Genomic DNA, 18945 nt, shown 5'->3' on the forward strand with positions numbered 1-18945 from the left:
CCTAAATAAAAAACCTACAAACTAAGAGTTTGTAGGTTTTTACATCTATATTATTAATAATAATCTAGTTAGTTAATGATAATTCTAGATGTTTTTGTTCTAAAACCACCTGATCCAGAAATTTTAACCAAATACATCCCTGAATTAAGGTTCTCAAGAGATAATGATTGTTCTGAATTATTTAGTGTTCCTAACGCTTTTGAATATACAAGTCTTCCACTTAATCCATATACCTCTATAACACTATTAAGAACTGTACCTCCAGAGGATATTCTCACCTGCCCGTTAGAAATTGTTGGATAAAGAATCGGATCTTGTGTATTTCTAAGAACTTCCTCCTCCACTATTTCTTCTTCCGGAGCCACTTCTTTTTCAGCATTGATAGATCGTATAGCCCAACCAAAAGAGGTTACTCCAGGGTCCGAAATTAATCTAAAACGTATAGCAATCACATCTCCTGCATTGAAAAAATCTAATAGATTAATAGATTGTTCTTTAAATAAATCATCATTTATAGAAGGTGTAGGACCTGAATTAACAACATCGGTCCATTCGGGAAATTTCTCACCATCATAAGCATCTAAAGTTACCCAATTATTAAGATCACTAGAAGCTTCTATCGTCACATAGTCATAGAATCTACCTGGTGTAGGATCAAATTCTGTAATCGCAACATCTTCATAAGTAAAATCTCCATTATCTGCAGTAAGTGTGATTGGATGTTTTAAAACAGTACGATATTCTTTATTAATCAAATAAGGATGTCCAGAGTTATTAAGCACCGCCTGACTTACTGTTTCATCAACCGTGTTGATAACAAATTCATCACCAAAAGTATATACATCTGATGCTTCAAAAGTCTTGATAGAAACCAATTCTTGTGGCTCTGTAAAATCAATAACATCAAATGAAACAGAAGACAAAACTGATGCTGTACCAGAAGCATCTATTGCTTGTAACCCTAAGCTATGGTTTCCTTCTTCCAAACTTTCTATAGTATAAGTAAATGTAGTTCCTTGAGCAACATTATCTGTTATTTCTGCCGTTTCTTCTCCATCTACATACACTACAATTTTTTCAGCATCCTCGTTCTCTTGAACATAAGAAACAACTACATTTTGATTTTCTACTGACTCTTGAACCGCACTTACAATTGTTGGTGGCGCAAAATATGCTGGAGGTTCATATCCTTCTAATTCAACCAATGCAGCGGTCCAAACCCCTCTACCATGAGTAGCCATTACTACTTCATTGTTTACGATTTTCATTTGCCAAACAGAAAATGCAGGTAATCCAGCTAACAATGACCAATTTTTACCACCATCAAGCGTTTGAAAAACTCCTATATCGGTTCCTACCCATAATCTATTTTCATCAAAAGGCATTTCTACCAAACTATGAATCGCAACATCGGGAAATCCTCTATCTTCTCCTGTAGAAAAACCAGAAATATCTTCCCAGGTCTGACCTAAATCTTCAGTTTTTAAAATTTTAGCAGCTCCTTGTCCAGAAAACAAAACATAGGCTCTATTCTCATCCGTTGATGAAGTTTCAACTCCTGAGATAAAATAATTGTGATTTATACCATCTCTAGGATCAGAGAATAAAGCAGTGGGTTCATAAGAAACACCATTATCTTTAGATACGTGAATCACATAGCTACCAGATTCTGTCATTGCATTTCCTGCCCATATAACATCAGGGTTCGCAGTTGATACAGAAACATCCAATGCACTAGAGGCTCCTACTGAAAAATTATTTGGAATAGCGGTAAGCTCCCAAGATTCTGCAAAATTAGTTGATCTCCATACACCACTAACACTTGGACTGAAAAGAACATTAGGATTATTGTTAGCATTTGTTATTTTAGAATAAAAAGGAGAAGTTCCTCGACCAGATTCCCCATGTCTTGCATTGAACCGTTGGCCATTTACAATACGTTCGAATCCATTATATTGTGAACCTCCGATAAATTTATTTGAATCTTCATAATTCCATAATACCTCAAATCCATCACCACTGATAATAAATGTATACGCTGTATCATCATTTGCACTGTCACCTGTTAATGATACCCAAGTACCATTATCTTGTGCACCTGCAATATAGTCTTCAACTCCATTACGTTTATCAGCTCCATAAAACTGAGTACAGTTTAATCCTGTAGCCGCAGTAGACCAATCATTAAGGGTTGTTCCTGGATCCAATAAATAATCTGTATGATATATTCCTCCATCATTAGCAAGAATTAATTTAAATTTCTTTTCTACGCCCTTGGTTATCCAAGTAATATTATGCTGATCTACATGCACATAATTATTAAGTTCTCCATTATATCCAGCAGCGATAGGTTGAAAAGTATAGTTTAAAGGACCGTCTGGAACTGGTTTGTTTTTTGCCGTTGTTCCATTTTTAATAGTTGCTTTGTTAATTTCAACTCTATGCATTACAACTCCACCTGCATAAAAAACATTTTCATTAAAAGGATGAGCTCTAATAATATTGTCATACCATCCTTGTCCTGTAATCAAATTTCCTTCTGCTGGAGCCCCTTCAAAACCAATTAATTTAAAACTTGCTCCGGCGTCACTTGTTACATAAAAATCTGTGTTTACAGCGGTAGTAGCATTACCTCCTGGTGTATATACTGAAATAAAAACTTTATTTGTATTTACTGGAGACACATCTAGTTCGAATCTTGCATGGTTCTCATTAAAATCATCCTTGTTTAAAACCAAATCCCAAGTTAATCCACCATCTGTACTTTTTATAACACCAATACCGTTTACCCCTCCATATAGTGTATTAAAACTTGAAGGATCGTAATCAAGGTCCTGAACATTCCCCTCTGTATAAGTATTTTGCCATGTTGTCCCACCATCTGAAGTAACAAAAATACCATTATCACTAGCTACTACAAGGTTATTCTCATCGGCAGGATTTATTACTAATCTACCAATTCCTCCAAATTCTTTTGTGTTTTGTAAAAACTCCCAGCTATCTCCGGCATTAGTACTTTTAAGAACTCCTATACCACCAATAGCATCTAAATTACCAAATGGTTCTCCAGTTCCTACATAAATCGTGTTTGGATTATTATCACTTATAACTACAGTAGAAGTAGATAAACTAGGCACCTTATAATCGGTTAAGTTTCGCCATGTAACTCCAGCATCCTCTGTTAACCAAAGTCCACCACCAACAGTACCAACATACCATTTATCCTCATTATCCGGCGCTACTTGTATACCACGTATTCTACCAGGTACATTTACAGGTCCACGTTCTTTAAAATTAATTATACTTGAGCTTTTTGCAGCAAATCTATTTTTATTTTTCATAGCTTTTTGATGCTCCGTCATCATAAAACCATCTTCATAAGTCGATTTTTCCGCTCCAATTGGCTTCATTAAATCAGAAATATGTTTAGCAATTTCCTCAATACCTTTCTTTTTACTGTAATCTTTTTTTGTTTTGTGCTTTTTACTAGTTTCGAGAGTTTTTATCTCTGTAATCTTTTGTTCTTTATTCGTATTGCAAGCAGAAAATACCGCTAACAAAAAAACAAAAATGAGTAGTTTCTTTAAGTTGAATTTGTGTTTCATGAGTTAGTTATTTAATTTAATGATTGTTATTTTTGTCTGAGTGTTTGATAGAAGTGCATCTTCGGGATTGTCAGATGCCGGCTTTTGTTCCATACCTACATATGGAATAAGCTTCAAAGAAGTATTATCGTTCCATTCTACATTAGTTCCTCTAAAATACCCTTCTTTTACTATATTTTTAGTTCCCGTATTGTATACAATGTACTCAAAATGAAATGCAGGATCACCCGGCTTTATAATTTTTTTAATTTGGAGCTCCATAGATTTGTCTCCATTCAATTTTGAAACTATAGTGTCGTTTCCCATTTTTGTAATAGGGTGAGGTGATTGTTTGTCTTGCTTTACAAGAGCCTTATTTTCAAAAGTTTTGCATTGTGCAAAAGAAAATATCGTCAAACCAAGAAAAAAGAGAATTGTAGTTTTTCTCAATAGCATTATTGTATTTTATAAATTACTTCTAAAACTGTATTAGCCATTAGTTAAATTAGTAACTTCTCTCTATTTTTTTGGGGAAGAAATGTTGAGAGAATATATTTATGCTGACACAGCAACAAAATATAATCTAATACGTGTTGCTAAAGTAGTTTTTATTTTTTTAAAAATCAACTACTTAATTCTTTATTTCAAAAAAACAAACCTTAAGTCATTGATAAAAAACTAAGCTAAATTATTAGCCTTTTTAAATCTTACAAAAGAAATAAAAATGGGATAATGTAAGATCAATTATTTAGCACTTATATTTTTGATGAGGCAAATAATATCCTATCTAGAACGAATAGCATCAAGTTAAACATTCACAGCATACATCTTTTCCCGAAGGTCTTTAATTTTTGGATCACTCATATATTCATCAAAAGTAGCATAACGATCAATAACACCATTCGGAGTTAATTCAATCACACGATTACCTACAGTTTGTGCAAATTCATGATCATGTGTAGTAAAAAGGATTGTGCCTTTAAATTTTGTTAGAGAATTATTAAAAGCTGTAATAGATTCCAGATCAAGATGGTTTGTTGGTTCATCCAACATCAATACATTGGCCCTTGTCATCATCATTTTAGACAACATGCAACGAACTTTTTCTCCTCCCGATAAAACATTTGATTTTTTAAGTGCTTCTTCTCCGCTAAAAATCATTTTCCCCAGAAAACCTCTAATAAAAACTTCTTCTCTTTCTTCTTCTGTAGTTGCCCACTGACGTAACCAATCTACCAGAGTCAAATCGTTCTGAAAATACTCACTATTATCTGCTGGCAAATAAGATTGAGTCGTAGTAATTCCCCATGCAAATTTACCTGCATCTGCTTTCTGTTTATCATTTAATATCTGATAAAATGCAGAAGTCGCTCTAGAATCTTTTGAAAAAACAACGACTTTATCACCTTTATTAAGATTGACATCAATACCACTAAACAATGTTTCTCCATCCACAGAAGCGGATAACCCTTCTACATTTAAAATTTGATCTCCAGCTTCTCTATCTCTTTCAAAAATTATTGCAGGATAACGTCGACTGGATGGTCTGATATCCTCAATATTAAGTTTTTCGATCATTTTTTTACGAGAGGTAGCTTGTTTTGACTTCGCTACATTGGCACTAAATCGTGCAATAAACTCCTGTAATTCTTTTTTCTTTTCTTCTGCTTTTTTGTTTTGTTGTGCTCTTTGTCTTGCTGCTAATTGAGACGATTCATACCAAAATGTATAGTTACCACTATAATGATTAATCTTACTAAAATCGATGTCAGAAATATGGGTGCATACGGCATCAAGAAAGTGACGGTCGTGAGACACCACAATTACAGTATTGTCATAATTTGCAAGAAAACTTTCTAACCATGATATCGTTTCGTAATCAAGATCATTTGTAGGCTCATCCATAATTAATACATCTGGATTACCAAACAAACATTGAGAAAGCAGTACTCTAACCCTTTGTTTTGTATCAAGATCTGACATTTGCGTGTAATGTAAATCTTCTTTGATACCTAAATTAGAAAGCATTGCTGCTGCGTCACTATCAGCATTCCAACCGTTCATTTCTTCAAACTGTACTTGAAGCTCTCCTATTTTCTCTGCATTTTCGTCAGTATAATCAGCATACAAAGCATCGATCTCTTTCTTTATCTTATACAGTTGTTTATTTCCCATAATTACAGTTTCTAATACTGTATATTCATCATATGCATAATGATTCTGTTCCAAAACAGACATTCTCTTTCCTGGTTCCAAATGTACATGACCAGATGTAGGTTCCATAACTCCAGAAAGAATTTTGAGAAATGTTGATTTACCAGCACCATTAGCACCAATAATACCATAGCAATTCCCCTGGGTAAAAGCTGTATTTACTTCATCAAAGAGTACTCGTTTACCAAATTGAACCGAAAGATTAGAAACTGATAGCATAATTATGAAAAATTGAAAAAATTATAATTCGCCGCAAAAGTAGAAAAATGGATTCAGAACCTGAAACAATCTATCATTAATTTATTATACTTCCCTTCTGTTTATAAAGAATTCGAAGCATAATCATTGAACAAAAAAAATGAAGTAAAAAACAATAGATTCCCTTAATTCCTTAACAGATATAGAATTAACGTATAATTAACAACGGCAAAAGGAGTTTCCTTTTATTTTTGAGCGAATAGTCAGTTAATTTTATAGTACCCAAAATGCAATTTTCCGTATTAAAATATTTTGCTCAAGCTTCTTTCCTTTCCTGTTTACTATGGAGTTGTGACACTCCAGAAAACAGTAAACGAGAATACACTTATTTTGGCGGAGAAATTGTGAACCCAAACACCAATTATGTTATATTATCAAAAGGGTACGATTATAGAGATACTATTTTATTAGATAAAAATAATAGGTTTTTACATAAAATTGAAAATTTAGAAAACGGATTATATTCATTCAGACATAATCCTGAGAACCAAGTTGTTCTTCTTGAAAAAGGAGATAGTATTCTTATACGATTGAATACATTAGAATTTGATGAATCTCTTGTTTTCACAGGAGATGGTGCGGGAAAAAACAATTTCTTGATCGAAATGTTTATTCAAAATGAAATGGAACGTCAAAAATTAAAAAGAACTGGTTTACAATTTTCTCCCGCTTATTTTAAAAAGGATCAAGATTCTCTTTTAAGATACAAACTAAAGAGATTTGAAAAACTTACGAATAAATACGAATTAAGCGATTTAGCCAAAAAACTTACTCAAGCTAGTTTTATATTAGATTATTACACTAGACATGAACTCTATTATCATGGCCGTTACGGTATTGGAGGTCTGGATGCTACAAAGGATCTTCCAGAATCCTTTTTTGACTATAGAGTCAGCATAAATCTTAATGATGATGAATTAAAAAGATTGTATGCATATAACAGATATCTAAATTATTATTTTACAAATTCTTCCCTGGCAAATTATTCTAATGAGCTATCACAATACAGAGGTGAAGTAGGAAGTATCATACACAAACTAAATTTAATTGATAGTTTGGTAGATCATCCCTATATAAAAAATAGTTTACTAAGACGGGCGACTACTAATTTTTTATTAGAAAGTCAAAACAACCCTGATTCTGATAAAATATTAAAACACTATTTATCAGTAAGCTCTAATAAAAGATCTCAACGGGAATTAAGAAAACTTACTCGTTCAATTTCAAAATTAAGACCAAATCATGTTATTCCTGATCAAGAATTAATTACTTCAAAAGGAGAAGTCGTAAAACTATCTTCTCTTTTTAATAAACCAATTACTGCACTGTATTTTTGGTCTATGGAAAGTAAAGATCATTATGTAAGAGCTCATAAAAAAGCAGAATACTTAAAAACGTTATATCCCGGTATCGATTTTATTGCAGTAAATACTGACGATGAACAAACAAAAAACTGGTTAAAAACAATCAAAAGGCATCACTACAACCTGAATTACGAATATGAGTTTAAGTATCCTAAATGCTCATCAGAAGAACTTGTAATACATTATAGAAACAAAGTAATCCTTGTTGATAATGAAGGTAAAATCATAAATGCTAAGGCTAATTTATTTGCTTCTATTTTTGAAAAACAATTAATGCAATATACTCAATTGGCAAGTTTAGAAAACTAAAAAGCCACCCATTTGAAGAGTAGCTTTCTAAATACTTTTTAAAAGATGTATTCTTTTTCTTTAATTTCCTTTTTTATAATCTTCAAGAAATTTAGCAAGTCCAATATCTGTTAATGGATGCTTTAATAAACCTTCTATTGAAGATAGAGGACCAGTCATCACATCAGCTCCTATTTTAGCACAATCGATTACATGCATTGTATGTCTAACAGATGCAGCTAATATCTGAGTATCAAAACCATAATTATCATAAATCAATCTAATTTCTGCAATAAGATTAAGACCATCTGTTGAAATATCATCTAATCTTCCTATAAATGGGGAAACATAAGTAGCTCCCGCTTTAGCAGCCAGCAAAGCCTGACCAGCAGAAAAAACTAGAGTACAATTAGTTTTTATACCTTTATCACTAAAATATTTAATTGCTTTTACTCCTTCTTTAATCATTGGTACTTTTACAATAATTTGATCGTGAAGTTTTGCTAATTCTTCTCCTTCTTTTATCATACCTTCAAAATCAGTAGAGATCACTTCTGCACTAACATCTCCAGTTACAATATCACATATTTTCTTATAGTGATTAATTATATTTTCTTTACCAGTGATACCTTCTTTAGCCATCAAAGACGGATTTGTAGTTACTCCATCCAAAACTCCTAAATCCTGCGCTTCTTTAATTTGATCAAGATTAGCTGTATCAATAAAAAATTTCATAGTACTATGTTTAAAATTGTTGTGTTTTTATTATTGACCGCGAATATAAAAATAATCATTGTTGCGGTAAACAATCTTTTCGTTTATTTAGGGATTTCTTTTCTATCTCAACTTATTTTTCATCAGGTATATATAACCAGTTTTATACCTACAGTGTAAAAATTATAACTTATAATGATTCATCAACATTTTCTCATACATCTTATCCGGCAAAATTCGTTTTAGCACAATTGAGAATTTCTGCATAAATACTCCCACTCTATAATGCACCTTAGGTTTTTTACTTTTAATAATTTTAAAAACAGCTTCTGCCATTTCTAAAGGATTGCTGCCAGAATCGACATGTCCATCCATTAACTTTAAAGTATCCCCATATGGTTTCTCGTACGGAGAACCATCTATAACCGGAGCATGGTATCGACCCGCTGCAATATTTGTAGCAAAATCTCCCGGAGCTACATTGGTCATTTCGATATTAAAACTCTTTAATTCCATTCGCCATGCTTCAGTAGTCATTTCCAAAGCAGCTTTGGAAGCACTATAAATTCCACGATATGGTAGTCCCATATACCCTGCTATAGAAGTTATATTAATTACCAAACCACTACCTTGTTTTCGCATTAAAGGTAATACAGCCTTCGTTACGTTAATTGGTCCAAAATAATTTGTCGTAAAGTTTCTAATTATTTCTTCTTCTGGAATCTCTTCTATAGGACCAGTAATCCCCGCACCTGCATTATTTATCAACACATCCAAACGTCCATGTTTTTCTTCAATTATCTTAACCGCAGATGTAATACTATCAGTATCAGCCACATCTAACTGAAGGAGGCTAAACATATTAAAATCAGGAAACCTTAAAGGATTACGACTTGTACCATATACTATATATCCTTTTTCTGTAAGGTATGCACCTATTGATTTCCCAATTCCTGAGGAGCCGCCGGTGATTAAAACAACAGTGGTATTTTGATTTGTGTTCATATACGCAAATATACAATTCTGATTTACGAATTTCGATTAAAGAATTGATGAATTATAAATAAGAAAAGAGTGAGAATTTGTCAAATTTATTGTACAAAAAAAGGCAAGCTACCTACATCACACTGCTACAACCGTCTACCTTTGCTGCGTTCCCGCCCTGGAGGATTCAACAGGAGCTAGTTGTGTAGGACTTGCCGGTGCAAAGATACAATCTTTAGTAAATAAAACAATGATTTTTTAAACCCAATTAAAATAAATATCTTGCTTCAAAATTTAACCACACAAATGAAGATTCATAACTCCTTCGTCATCATTATATTAAGTCTATTTATCTTTTCATGCGGCAGCAATCAGGAAAAGAAAAAAAAATATTTTTCCATCATTACAGAAGATAATCAAACCAAATTCGTACTTGGTCAGACGATAAAAGCTGATATTACAAATAAACAGAATATTAAAATTGACTCTGTAGCATATGTATTAGATGATAAGAGAGTCATTGTAAAAAATGATTTTAAATATGAAGAAAAAATAGACACTGAAAGATTAGGAAATCATGTACTAAAAGCTCAAGTATTCTATGGTGGTAATATAGATACCATTACCAAAAAGATAACTTTTCTTAATAATGCATCTCCTAAATTATACAGCTACAAAATAATTGCAGAATACCCGCATGACAAAGAAGCTTTTACTCAAGGCTTAGAATTTTTTGGAGACACTCTTTATGAGAGTACAGGACAAAAAGGAAAATCTACACTAAGAAAGGTCAATTATAAAACAGGAGAAGTTCTGGTAAAAAAAGATATTGACAAGCAATATTTTGCTGAAGGAATTACCATATTAAATGATAAAATATTTCAATTAACATGGACTGCAAAAGAAGGGTTCATTTATGATCTCACAACTTTAAAAAAAACAGGAACTTTTGCATATAATCAAAGTAAAGAAGGTTGGGGCTTGTGTAATAATGGTACCGATATTTATAAAAGCGATGGTACTCAAAAAATATGGATTCTTGATGCCAATACACTTGCAGAAAAACGTTATATCGAAGTAACCACAAATAAAGGTGCTAAATCAAGGTTTAATGAACTGGAATGGGTGGAAGGTAAAATTTACGCAAATACTTGGCAAAAAGATGGTATCGCTATAATTAATCCAAAAAATGGTGCTTTAGAAGCAGTCATTAACTTAAGTGGCTTACGTAAAAAAGTATTACAACATCAAAATCTGGATGTCTTAAATGGTATAGCATATAAGGCAGATACCAAACATCTTTTTGTAACTGGTAAAAATTGGGATAAAATTTTTGAAATTGAAGTAATAAAGCAATAAAAAAATAAGCATAAGCACCTAAATTTAAATGAATTAACCAAGATTTTAAGACCATCAAACTATTCACACCATTCAAAAAAGGGGTTTAGAAACACGTAAAATTATCAGCCCTAACTTTAATACGAATTGCAACACTATAATAAGTACCTCGTTATTGTAATAGACAGATAATAAACCGTACCTTTGCGGCTTATTTTTAGCTATATGAATAAATTTGAAGCATTAGGCCTAGGTGAAGCCATTATAAAGGCGGTGAATGATATGGGTTTCGAAACCCCGAGTGAGGTACAGGAAAAGGCAATCCCTATTTTGCTTAATGAAGATACAGATATCGTTGCATTAGCGCAAACCGGTACAGGAAAAACAGCTGCTTTTGGTTTTCCTTTAATTGAAAAAGTAGATAATAAGAGTAGAATTACACAAGGATTAATCCTTTCTCCTACTCGTGAACTATGTTTACAAATTACCAATGAACTTAAAAATTACTCTAAACATGTTCCAGGATTACATACTGTAGCCATTTATGGAGGGGCAAGTATAACTGATCAGGCAAAACAAATAAAACGTGGTGCGCAGATCATTGTTGCTACTCCTGGAAGAATGCAAGATATGATCAATCGTAAATTGGTTGATATTTCTAACATTGGTTACTGCATATTAGATGAAGCAGATGAAATGTTAAACATGGGATTCTATGAGGATATTAATGCTATTTTATCTCATACTCCAAAAGACAAAAACACTTGGTTATTCTCAGCCACCATGCCAAAAGAGGTGTCTACAATTGCAAAACGTTTCATGAGTACACCTATAGAAATTACTGTAGGTCATAAAAACACAGGATCTAAAAACGTTTCTCACGAATATTATGTAGTAAACTCTCGTGACCGATACGCTGCCTTAAAACGTCTATCAGATGCCAATCCTGATATTTTTTCTGTGGTATTCTGTCGTACCAAAAGAGATACACAAAAAGTAGCAGAAAATCTTATTGAGGATGGATACAACGCTGCTGCCTTACATGGTGATTTAAGTCAAAATCAGCGTGATTTGGTAATGAAAAGCTTTAGAAATCGACAAATTCAAATGCTGGTTGCTACAGATGTTGCTGCAAGAGGGATTGATGTTGATGACGTAACCCATGTTATTAATTATCAACTTCCTGACGAGATAGAAACGTATACCCACCGAAGCGGAAGAACTGGACGTGCAGGGAAAAGTGGAGTTTCTATGGTCATTGTTTCTAAAAGTGAAGTTAGAAAAATTAAGTCTGTAGAACGAATCATCAAAAAGAATTTTGAGAAAAAAGAAATCCCAAGTGGAGAAGAAATATGCCAGGTTCAGTTATTTCACTTGGCAAGTGATATCGGAAAAGCAGAAATAAATCATGAAATCGATAGTTACTTACCTTCTATTAATGAAGTATTAGAAGAGTTTTCTAAGGAAGAATTGATTAAAAAATTCTTTTCAGTAGAATTCTCACGTTTTCATAATTATTATAAAAAATCCAGAGATCTAAATGCTATAGGCAGTGATCGAGAGGGTAATTCTAGAAACAATGATGGCAGTACTCGTTATTTTATCAATGTAGGAGAAAAAGATGGATTTGATTGGATGACTTTAAAAGACTTCCTTAAAGATGTCTTGTCGTTAGGAAGTGATTCTTTAAGTCGGGTAGATGTAAAAGAAAGTTTTTCATTCTTTAATACTAATGCTGAGCATCAAGAACTTGTGCTTTCTGTTTTTGAAAATTTCAAAATGGAAGGCAGAAAAGTTAATGTAGAAATTTCTAAAGATTCTGGCCGAAGAGGCGGAAGACGCCGTCGTGATGATGGTGGAGGATATAAAGGAAAACGTAGAAGTAACGACTTTAAACCAAAAGGTAAAAAGCGCTTTGGCTCTAATGAAGACAGAGGTAGTGGAGGAAATCAAAGAAGAGATCGAAGAAAGCGTAGCGATCGCAGATAAATCAAATGATATGTCTTGGTGTTCAATATTTTTTAAAAATTAATCTATTGAATACCAAGGTTTAACAAAGTAATATGATTTTTGGCGCGATTTTTATGTTATATTATTAAAAAATGAACGTCATATTATAATACATGAAGAGAATATTATTTTACATAGCACTAATCATTGGTATAACCTCTTTTGCACAGGACAATAATTCTGAAGCTGTATCAGGTAAGGTATTAAATGCTGCTACAGACCAAACATTAGAAAATGTTCATATTGTGAACCTTAGTCAGGTAATTGGTACTATTACTGATGATTCTGGAAATTTTAATATTCCTGCTAAAGTAAATGATACTCTTTATTTTTCTTATATCGGATACAAGCCATTACGGGTTAGAGTTACCAATGATTGGATTAAGTTTGGAGAAGTTAAAATTAAAATGACCGAACTAGGTATTGCCTTAGAAGAAGTTGTAGTTGCCGATGTACAGCTAACTGGTTATCTAGAGATTGATGCTAAAAGAATTCCTATTTACAACAACTATAGATATAGTATTTCTGGATTAAATTCTGGTTATGAAGGAGGCAGCAAACAACCCGGAGCTGTCAATAAAGTTTTAGGAGCTATATTTAATCCTGCAGATTTTCTCTATAACATTTTTAGTAAACGATCTAAAGAGCTCAGAAAGCTTCGTAAGATGAAAAAAGACGATGAAATCAGAAATCTTTTGGAAACCAAGTTTGATCGTGCGACATTAACAGCATTACTCCAGGTAGAACGTTTAGATATAGACGAAATACTTCGCAATTGTAACTATTCTATCGATTTTATAAAATTCGCTAATGATCTTCAAATCCTCGATGCAATAAGTGAATGTTATGAAGAATACAAAATTTTAGACAGAAAATAAAAGATTAAATTAGAAGTGTTATTTATTTATAAAGTATGTCTTCATATCGTAAATAAAACCTGATTATTTTTTAATTTGAAGAGTGTAGTGCAATTCTATTACCTTCTGAATCTATAAAATAAGCCATATAACCATGCTCTTCAGAAATTTGCTTTTTATCTAAAACTACTTTTCCTCCAGCATCTTCTACTTTACTCATTTCATTTGATACATCTGTACAAGAAAAATATACTAAAACCCCATTCTCACTTAGAGTATAATGACCTTCTGCCTCAACTAAAGATCCTGTAGCAATACCAGATTGATTTTTATTAGGAAACCATCCCATTTGCAAGCCATCCATGTCATGTATGGAGATCTCAATATCGAATACTTTTTCATAAAAAGCTTTTGCTCTATTCATATCAGTAACGGGAATTTCGAACCATGCTATCATAATATAAAACGTTTAACTGTTATTTTATTTATTTGAAATTTACTTATTATCATGGTAACGTGCAATAATTTGCTCATGACTTTTAATAACTTTCTTCGCCCATTCCATTCGCTTTTGTAGTTTTTCTTCTTCTTGCAATTGCCATTTAATCTCCGTATCTCTAAGTTGAGAAGTCACATGTTGTAGTATAATTGCAGCAGACACCGAAATATTTAGGCTTTCTGTAAAACCAACCATAGGTATATGTAATCTACTATCTGAAGCTTCAAGTACTTCATCACTCAACCCCTGTTGCTCTCTTCCAAAGAAAAAAGCAGCGGGTTGATTAATATTAAAATCTCCTAAAACCTTTGAGTCATCATGCGGAGAGGTTGCCACAATTTGATATCCTTTAGCTTTAAGAACATCAATACATTCTTTTGTAGATGAATACCGGTTAATATCAACCCATTTTTGTGCTCCCATAGCAATTTCTCTATCTATCCGTTTTACATTTACCTCTTCAATTACATGTACATTCTGAACACCAAACACATCACAACTTCTTATCACCGCACTTGTATTATGTAATTGGTATACATCTTCTACGGCAACTGTAAAATAATTTGTTCTATTGTCCAAAACTTTTTTATTAAGATATTGTCGTCTAGGAGTAAGAAAAGATTCTAAATATTCAAGCAGTTTTATATCTATCATAGCTGCTAAAATATAAAACAATATACTTATAAACTCAAAAAAGAGGGTCGTCTGATAGTTTTATCAAACAACCCTCTGCCCATCTACTTAATTTAACTTAATTTATATTAACATAGGAATACATATCACATTAATAGAAATTAAAATGAGAATGTAATCCTCGATTTAAAATTCAGATTTTAAAAACACGTAAAATTAAAATATGAAATCATTCGATTTTTGACAATATAAAACCTCCCGCAATTACCCCTAAAAACGAGAGGTTTATAGTAAACACATTGTCAAAATGTATTTTTATAACTAATAACTAAATAGTTATCAGCTACTTTATATTTTTATCTGATCAATAAAGCTAACTAATATAAAACCTCCCGCAATTACCCCTAAAAACAGGAGGTTTATAGTAAACACATTGTCAAAATGTACTCTTATAACTAATCTCCATTAGTTATTTTATTTTTTTTCTGACTAGTTGTAAATTAATATAAAAACCTCCCGAAATTACCCCTAAAAACAGGAGGTTTATAGTAAACACATTGTCAAAATGTAACCTTATAACTAATTATACTTTAATAATTAGTTTCATTTTATTTATTTGACAATACAAATGCTACTTTTTAAATTAAAACCTCCTGAAATTACCCCTAACAACAGGAGGTTTATAGTAAACACATTGTCAAAATGTACTTTATAATCAATCACATAAATATTGTAATTGGTTTTATTTTTCTTCTTCAATATTATATATCATAACGCATTTCCTCAATCTTGTAAAAACCTGATAAACTAGTTTTATGAATAGGGAAAAATATATCGCTTAACGTCATCTTTTTAAAAACAAAAAAAACACTGAAAATCAAATTATTACAACTATAAACTATATTCTTATAGCATGTAGAAGCTCTAAACTCTGTTAAAAAAACTGTTAAGAAAGTGCTAAAAAACTTACGGGAATACCGTAAAAAAGATAAAGAATACCTATATTTCGCACTTGAAAAATTACCAAAAGAATGTATCTTCTTTTCTTTTAAGGAAAGACAAGTCTCATTAAAACAAGACCATAAATTATATCTTGTAATTGCAAGAATTAATAATCCACTCATAATGGTTAATTTTTAAATTAATCGTTATTCAGACCCTGCTTTTGTTGGCTCGCCAAAGTTTTACAATTGCGGGGTTGTTTTGTTTAAACATCTAGTCTAGTATACAGTATAATTTTTATAAAAAATACTCCTAGCTAATTGTCCAAAACATATTTTACTATTTACCAATTTTTATTTTTATCATAATTCATGTACTAAACAAATAGTACATATATTGCTTATATATATCAATAAAAATATATGATATAGATTTACATATATAGATTTTATTTGACCTTACTACGTGTTTACAAATTAAAAATATATAGAATATAAAAACCAAAAGGTAGGGGTAAGAAAATAAGTTTTTATTCTTCTAAACTATATTTCATGTTTTACTAAAAAACAATACTTAAAGATAATCACAATTTGCCAAACACACATACGACAAAAACACCTAATTATTACGGTTAAACCGTAAAAAATCTTTATCCCGTTTATACGCTAAAAAATTCAAATAACATAAATTAAAATTCTAATCAAAAAAAGTCATAAACACCTAAAAAACAATGATTTGAAATTTAATAACAGTGATTTTCAACAAACAAAAAAAGTAAGAATATTCTTCAATAGAAATTAAATAAAGTTATTTTTAACTATAATTTAACGCCTTTTATCCGTTTTTATTTTTTTAAAAAACGTCAAATTATGGAAAACAAGCTGCATTAAATCCTCAAAATAATTATAATACTCTAGTTCTCCGATAGTTAATTAGTTTTATAGCTTTTAAGAAGAATATACATATTAAAACTCCTGATATATTTCTCTCTCTTTATTACTAAGCTTTCTTTTGAATTTCTACAGAATGAGGATAAGGAATTTCTATTCCTGCTTTATCTAGAGCAAGTTTACAGTTTTCTAACGTTTCAAAATATACATTCCAATATTCTTCTGGAGCACAATAAGGTCTGACAGCAAAATCGACAGAGCTCTCTCCCAATTGAGATACATTTACTGATGGTGCGGGATCTTGTAGAACTTTTGGATTAGATACTAATACTTGTAACAATACTTCTTTGGCCTGCTTAATATCTTCATCATAACCGATACCTATAGTAAGGTCTACTCTCATCATACCTTCGGCAGTATAATTAATGATATTACCATTTGCAAGAGCTCCATTAGGTATAATAGCCAATTTATTTCCTGGTGTAATTAATTTTGTTGTAAAAATCTCAATTTCTTTTACAGATCCTACTACTCCTTGTGCTTCAATAAAATCCCCTATTTTGTAAGGTCTAAAAATCATGATAAGTACTCCACCAGCAAAATTAGATAGGGATCCTTGTAATGCTAAACCAACAGCTAAACCAGCAGCAGCAATTACAGCAGCAAACGTAGTGACATCTATCCCTAATCTGGAAATCACAAGGATAATCAAAAATATTTTTAAGGTCCAATTTACAAGATTTAATAAAAATTTCTGCAAAGATTCATCATACTTCCCTTTAGCCATTATTCGTCCAGCACTTCCTATCATTTTTTTTATTACCCATGATCCTATAATAAAAATTAAAATTGCAGTAACTAGCTTTGGACCAAATTCTTTTGCTAATTCGATACCATAATTAAACCATTCTTGAGCTTTTTCCATTTGTTTAGAGTGTTAGTTGTGTATTGATAACAGAATATTATTATGTTTATTATTATTCTTTTTTTGAATATAAAATTTATATATAAATTCTTAAAAAGAATAACTAATCATTTTGGAAATAACATTATCAAATTGATTTTTTCTATCAACCACTATATTAGGAAAAATAATGATTTAAAAGAAGCGAGGAGTTAACATTCTATTATATTTTTTAAAGAGCTCGAATCTTAACATTACTTCATAGCTCCCATCATTAAATTGTGTTTGTCCCAGTTCAGTTGTTTCTCTATCATAAGCTAAACCAATCATTAATGCGTCAGATATTTGAAAACCTATCTGACCTGTCACAGCTGCACTCCAGCGATAGGCAACTCCTAAAGTTAGCCGTTCATACATCAAAAAATTTGCAGAAACATCAACTTGTAATGGTGCTCCAAAAACCAATTTACCTAATACTGCTGGTTTAAACTTTAAATTATCATTTAGATCAAATACATAACCAGTTATCAGATAATAGTTAATACGCTCTTCTGCCAAAAAGCTAACCGCTTCACTATCACTACTTGTACTACTTTCATCAAAATGATTAGTTTCTAAGAGACTAGGAGCACTTAAACCAAAATAAAATTTATCAGTATGATAGTAAAACCCTACCCCTATTTGTGGACTAAATTTATTATCAATATTATTTTCAAATAAAGCATCATTACCGTTAAACTGAGATAATCGTTGGAAATCAACATTTAGTAAATGTCCTCCTGCTTTAATTCCCAAACTCAGTTTTCCTCTTTCAGATAGTGGTATTGTGTATGAAAAATCGATACCAAAATAAGTCTCATCCGTTGGACCAATTTCATCATTAACGATTGACAATCCTAACCCTAAACGTTCATTAGTTCCCATGGGGGTATTAATTGTTAATGTCTGAGTACGAGGTGCACCATCCAAACCAACCCATTGACTACGATGCAATCCCATAATACTAAGTACTCCTCGACTTCCGGCATAGGCAGGGTTAACACTAATAGTATTATACATATATTGAGTATACTGAGCATCTTGCTGTGCATAACTATTATGAAACACAACATTCAAAAGTACTATAGTAATTATTATATGTATAATTTTCATAGACGACAATTTAGTATACCTAATCTTGATAAAAGATTATAAATATATCATTGAGATATCATTTGCATATTTGCCATTTTTATAAATGATAACATTTTTGCCATCAATTCGTATTTCATCATGTTTATTGAGTATTAATGAAGAAGAGGTTTCTAAAAATGAATATGCTATAAATAAATATGTACATAACCCGTTGTGCATTTAGTTAATATTAATTTTTAGGTTGTTTATATTTCTGTTGAATTCAAACCTATTGATATATTGAATAATGGTCATTGCTGTGATCTTTGATAAGATTCTATTTTTAAATCCCT

The 18945-nt window shown here is 31.5% G+C and carries 14 protein-coding genes, 1 other RNA gene and 1 pseudogene; 4 read left to right on the top strand and 12 right to left on the bottom strand.

Annotated features, from left to right (window positions below; translation table 11 throughout):
- Positions 1-68: 68 nt before the first annotated feature.
- From FOF46_RS09410 to FOF46_RS09420, 3 genes are all read right to left on the bottom strand, one after another.
- Positions 69-3605 (bottom strand): T9SS type A sorting domain-containing protein, encoded by a 3537-nt coding sequence (locus tag FOF46_RS09410; RefSeq protein WP_143916276.1) that lies wholly within the window; start codon positions 3603-3605, stop codon positions 69-71.
- Between the two features lie 3 nt (positions 3606-3608).
- Positions 3609-4040, bottom strand: a complete 432-nt coding sequence (locus FOF46_RS09415; RefSeq protein WP_143916277.1) for a hypothetical protein — start codon at positions 4038-4040, stop codon at positions 3609-3611.
- Positions 4041-4391: 351 nt separating this feature from the next.
- Positions 4392-6017, bottom strand: coding sequence for an ABC-F family ATP-binding cassette domain-containing protein (locus FOF46_RS09420; RefSeq protein ID WP_109435438.1), 1626 nt, complete (start codon positions 6015-6017; stop codon positions 4392-4394).
- A 266-nt stretch (positions 6018-6283) separates the two neighbouring features.
- On the opposite strand from FOF46_RS09420, the gene FOF46_RS09425 reads away from it, so the two are divergent.
- Positions 6284-7729: a peroxiredoxin family protein gene (locus FOF46_RS09425; RefSeq protein ID WP_109435439.1), complete on the top strand. Its 1446-nt coding sequence runs from the start codon at positions 6284-6286 to the stop codon at positions 7727-7729.
- A gap of 60 nt (positions 7730-7789) precedes the next feature.
- Here the strand turns inward: FOF46_RS09425 and fsa are convergent, their stop codons facing one another.
- The 3 genes from fsa to ffs form a co-directional block, all read right to left on the bottom strand.
- A complete protein-coding gene (gene fsa, locus FOF46_RS09430; protein ID WP_109435440.1) occupies positions 7790-8443 on the bottom strand; it encodes a fructose-6-phosphate aldolase in 654 nt (217 codons plus the stop codon).
- Positions 8444-8605: 162 nt separating this feature from the next.
- Positions 8606-9427: an SDR family oxidoreductase gene (locus tag FOF46_RS09435; RefSeq protein WP_143916278.1), complete on the bottom strand. Its 822-nt coding sequence runs from the start codon at positions 9425-9427 to the stop codon at positions 8606-8608.
- 98 nt (positions 9428-9525) lie between these two features.
- Positions 9526-9624: signal recognition particle sRNA small type (gene ffs, locus FOF46_RS09440), an RNA gene on the bottom strand.
- Between the two features lie 88 nt (positions 9625-9712).
- On the opposite strand from ffs, the gene FOF46_RS09445 reads away from it, so the two are divergent.
- From FOF46_RS09445 to FOF46_RS09455, 3 genes are all read left to right on the top strand, one after another.
- Positions 9713-10765, top strand: a complete 1053-nt coding sequence (locus tag FOF46_RS09445; protein WP_143916279.1) for a glutaminyl-peptide cyclotransferase — start codon at positions 9713-9715, stop codon at positions 10763-10765.
- Between the two features lie 204 nt (positions 10766-10969).
- Complete coding sequence (locus FOF46_RS09450) at positions 10970-12733, top strand: DEAD/DEAH box helicase (RefSeq protein WP_109435442.1); 1764 nt, start codon at positions 10970-10972, stop codon at positions 12731-12733.
- Between the two features lie 134 nt (positions 12734-12867).
- Positions 12868-13632, top strand: coding sequence for a carboxypeptidase-like regulatory domain-containing protein (locus FOF46_RS09455; RefSeq protein WP_109435443.1), 765 nt, complete (start codon positions 12868-12870; stop codon positions 13630-13632).
- Between the two features lie 70 nt (positions 13633-13702).
- Here the strand turns inward: FOF46_RS09455 and FOF46_RS09460 are convergent, their stop codons facing one another.
- From FOF46_RS09460 to FOF46_RS32515, 6 genes and pseudogenes are all read right to left on the bottom strand, one after another.
- Positions 13703-14068, bottom strand: a complete 366-nt coding sequence (locus FOF46_RS09460; RefSeq protein WP_143916280.1) for a VOC family protein — start codon at positions 14066-14068, stop codon at positions 13703-13705.
- A 39-nt stretch (positions 14069-14107) separates the two neighbouring features.
- Positions 14108-14764: a TrmH family RNA methyltransferase gene (locus FOF46_RS09465; RefSeq protein WP_109435452.1), complete on the bottom strand. Its 657-nt coding sequence runs from the start codon at positions 14762-14764 to the stop codon at positions 14108-14110.
- Positions 14765-16684: 1920 nt separating this feature from the next.
- On the bottom strand, positions 16685-17500 hold the full coding sequence (locus FOF46_RS09470) for a mechanosensitive ion channel family protein (RefSeq protein WP_143916281.1): 816 nt from the start codon (positions 17498-17500) through the stop codon (positions 16685-16687).
- Positions 17501-17674: 174 nt separating this feature from the next.
- Positions 17675-18631: a PorP/SprF family type IX secretion system membrane protein gene (locus tag FOF46_RS09475; RefSeq protein WP_109435446.1), complete on the bottom strand. Its 957-nt coding sequence runs from the start codon at positions 18629-18631 to the stop codon at positions 17675-17677.
- 36 nt (positions 18632-18667) lie between these two features.
- A complete protein-coding gene (locus FOF46_RS31455; protein WP_167571781.1) occupies positions 18668-18832 on the bottom strand; it encodes a hypothetical protein in 165 nt (54 codons plus the stop codon).
- Positions 18833-18945 (bottom strand): annotated as a pseudogene (locus tag FOF46_RS32515) (IS982 family transposase); the annotation flags it as partial.

Source organism: Aquimarina algiphila (genome assembly GCF_007489275.1).
GTDB lineage: Bacteria > Bacteroidota > Bacteroidia > Flavobacteriales > Flavobacteriaceae > Aquimarina > Aquimarina algiphila.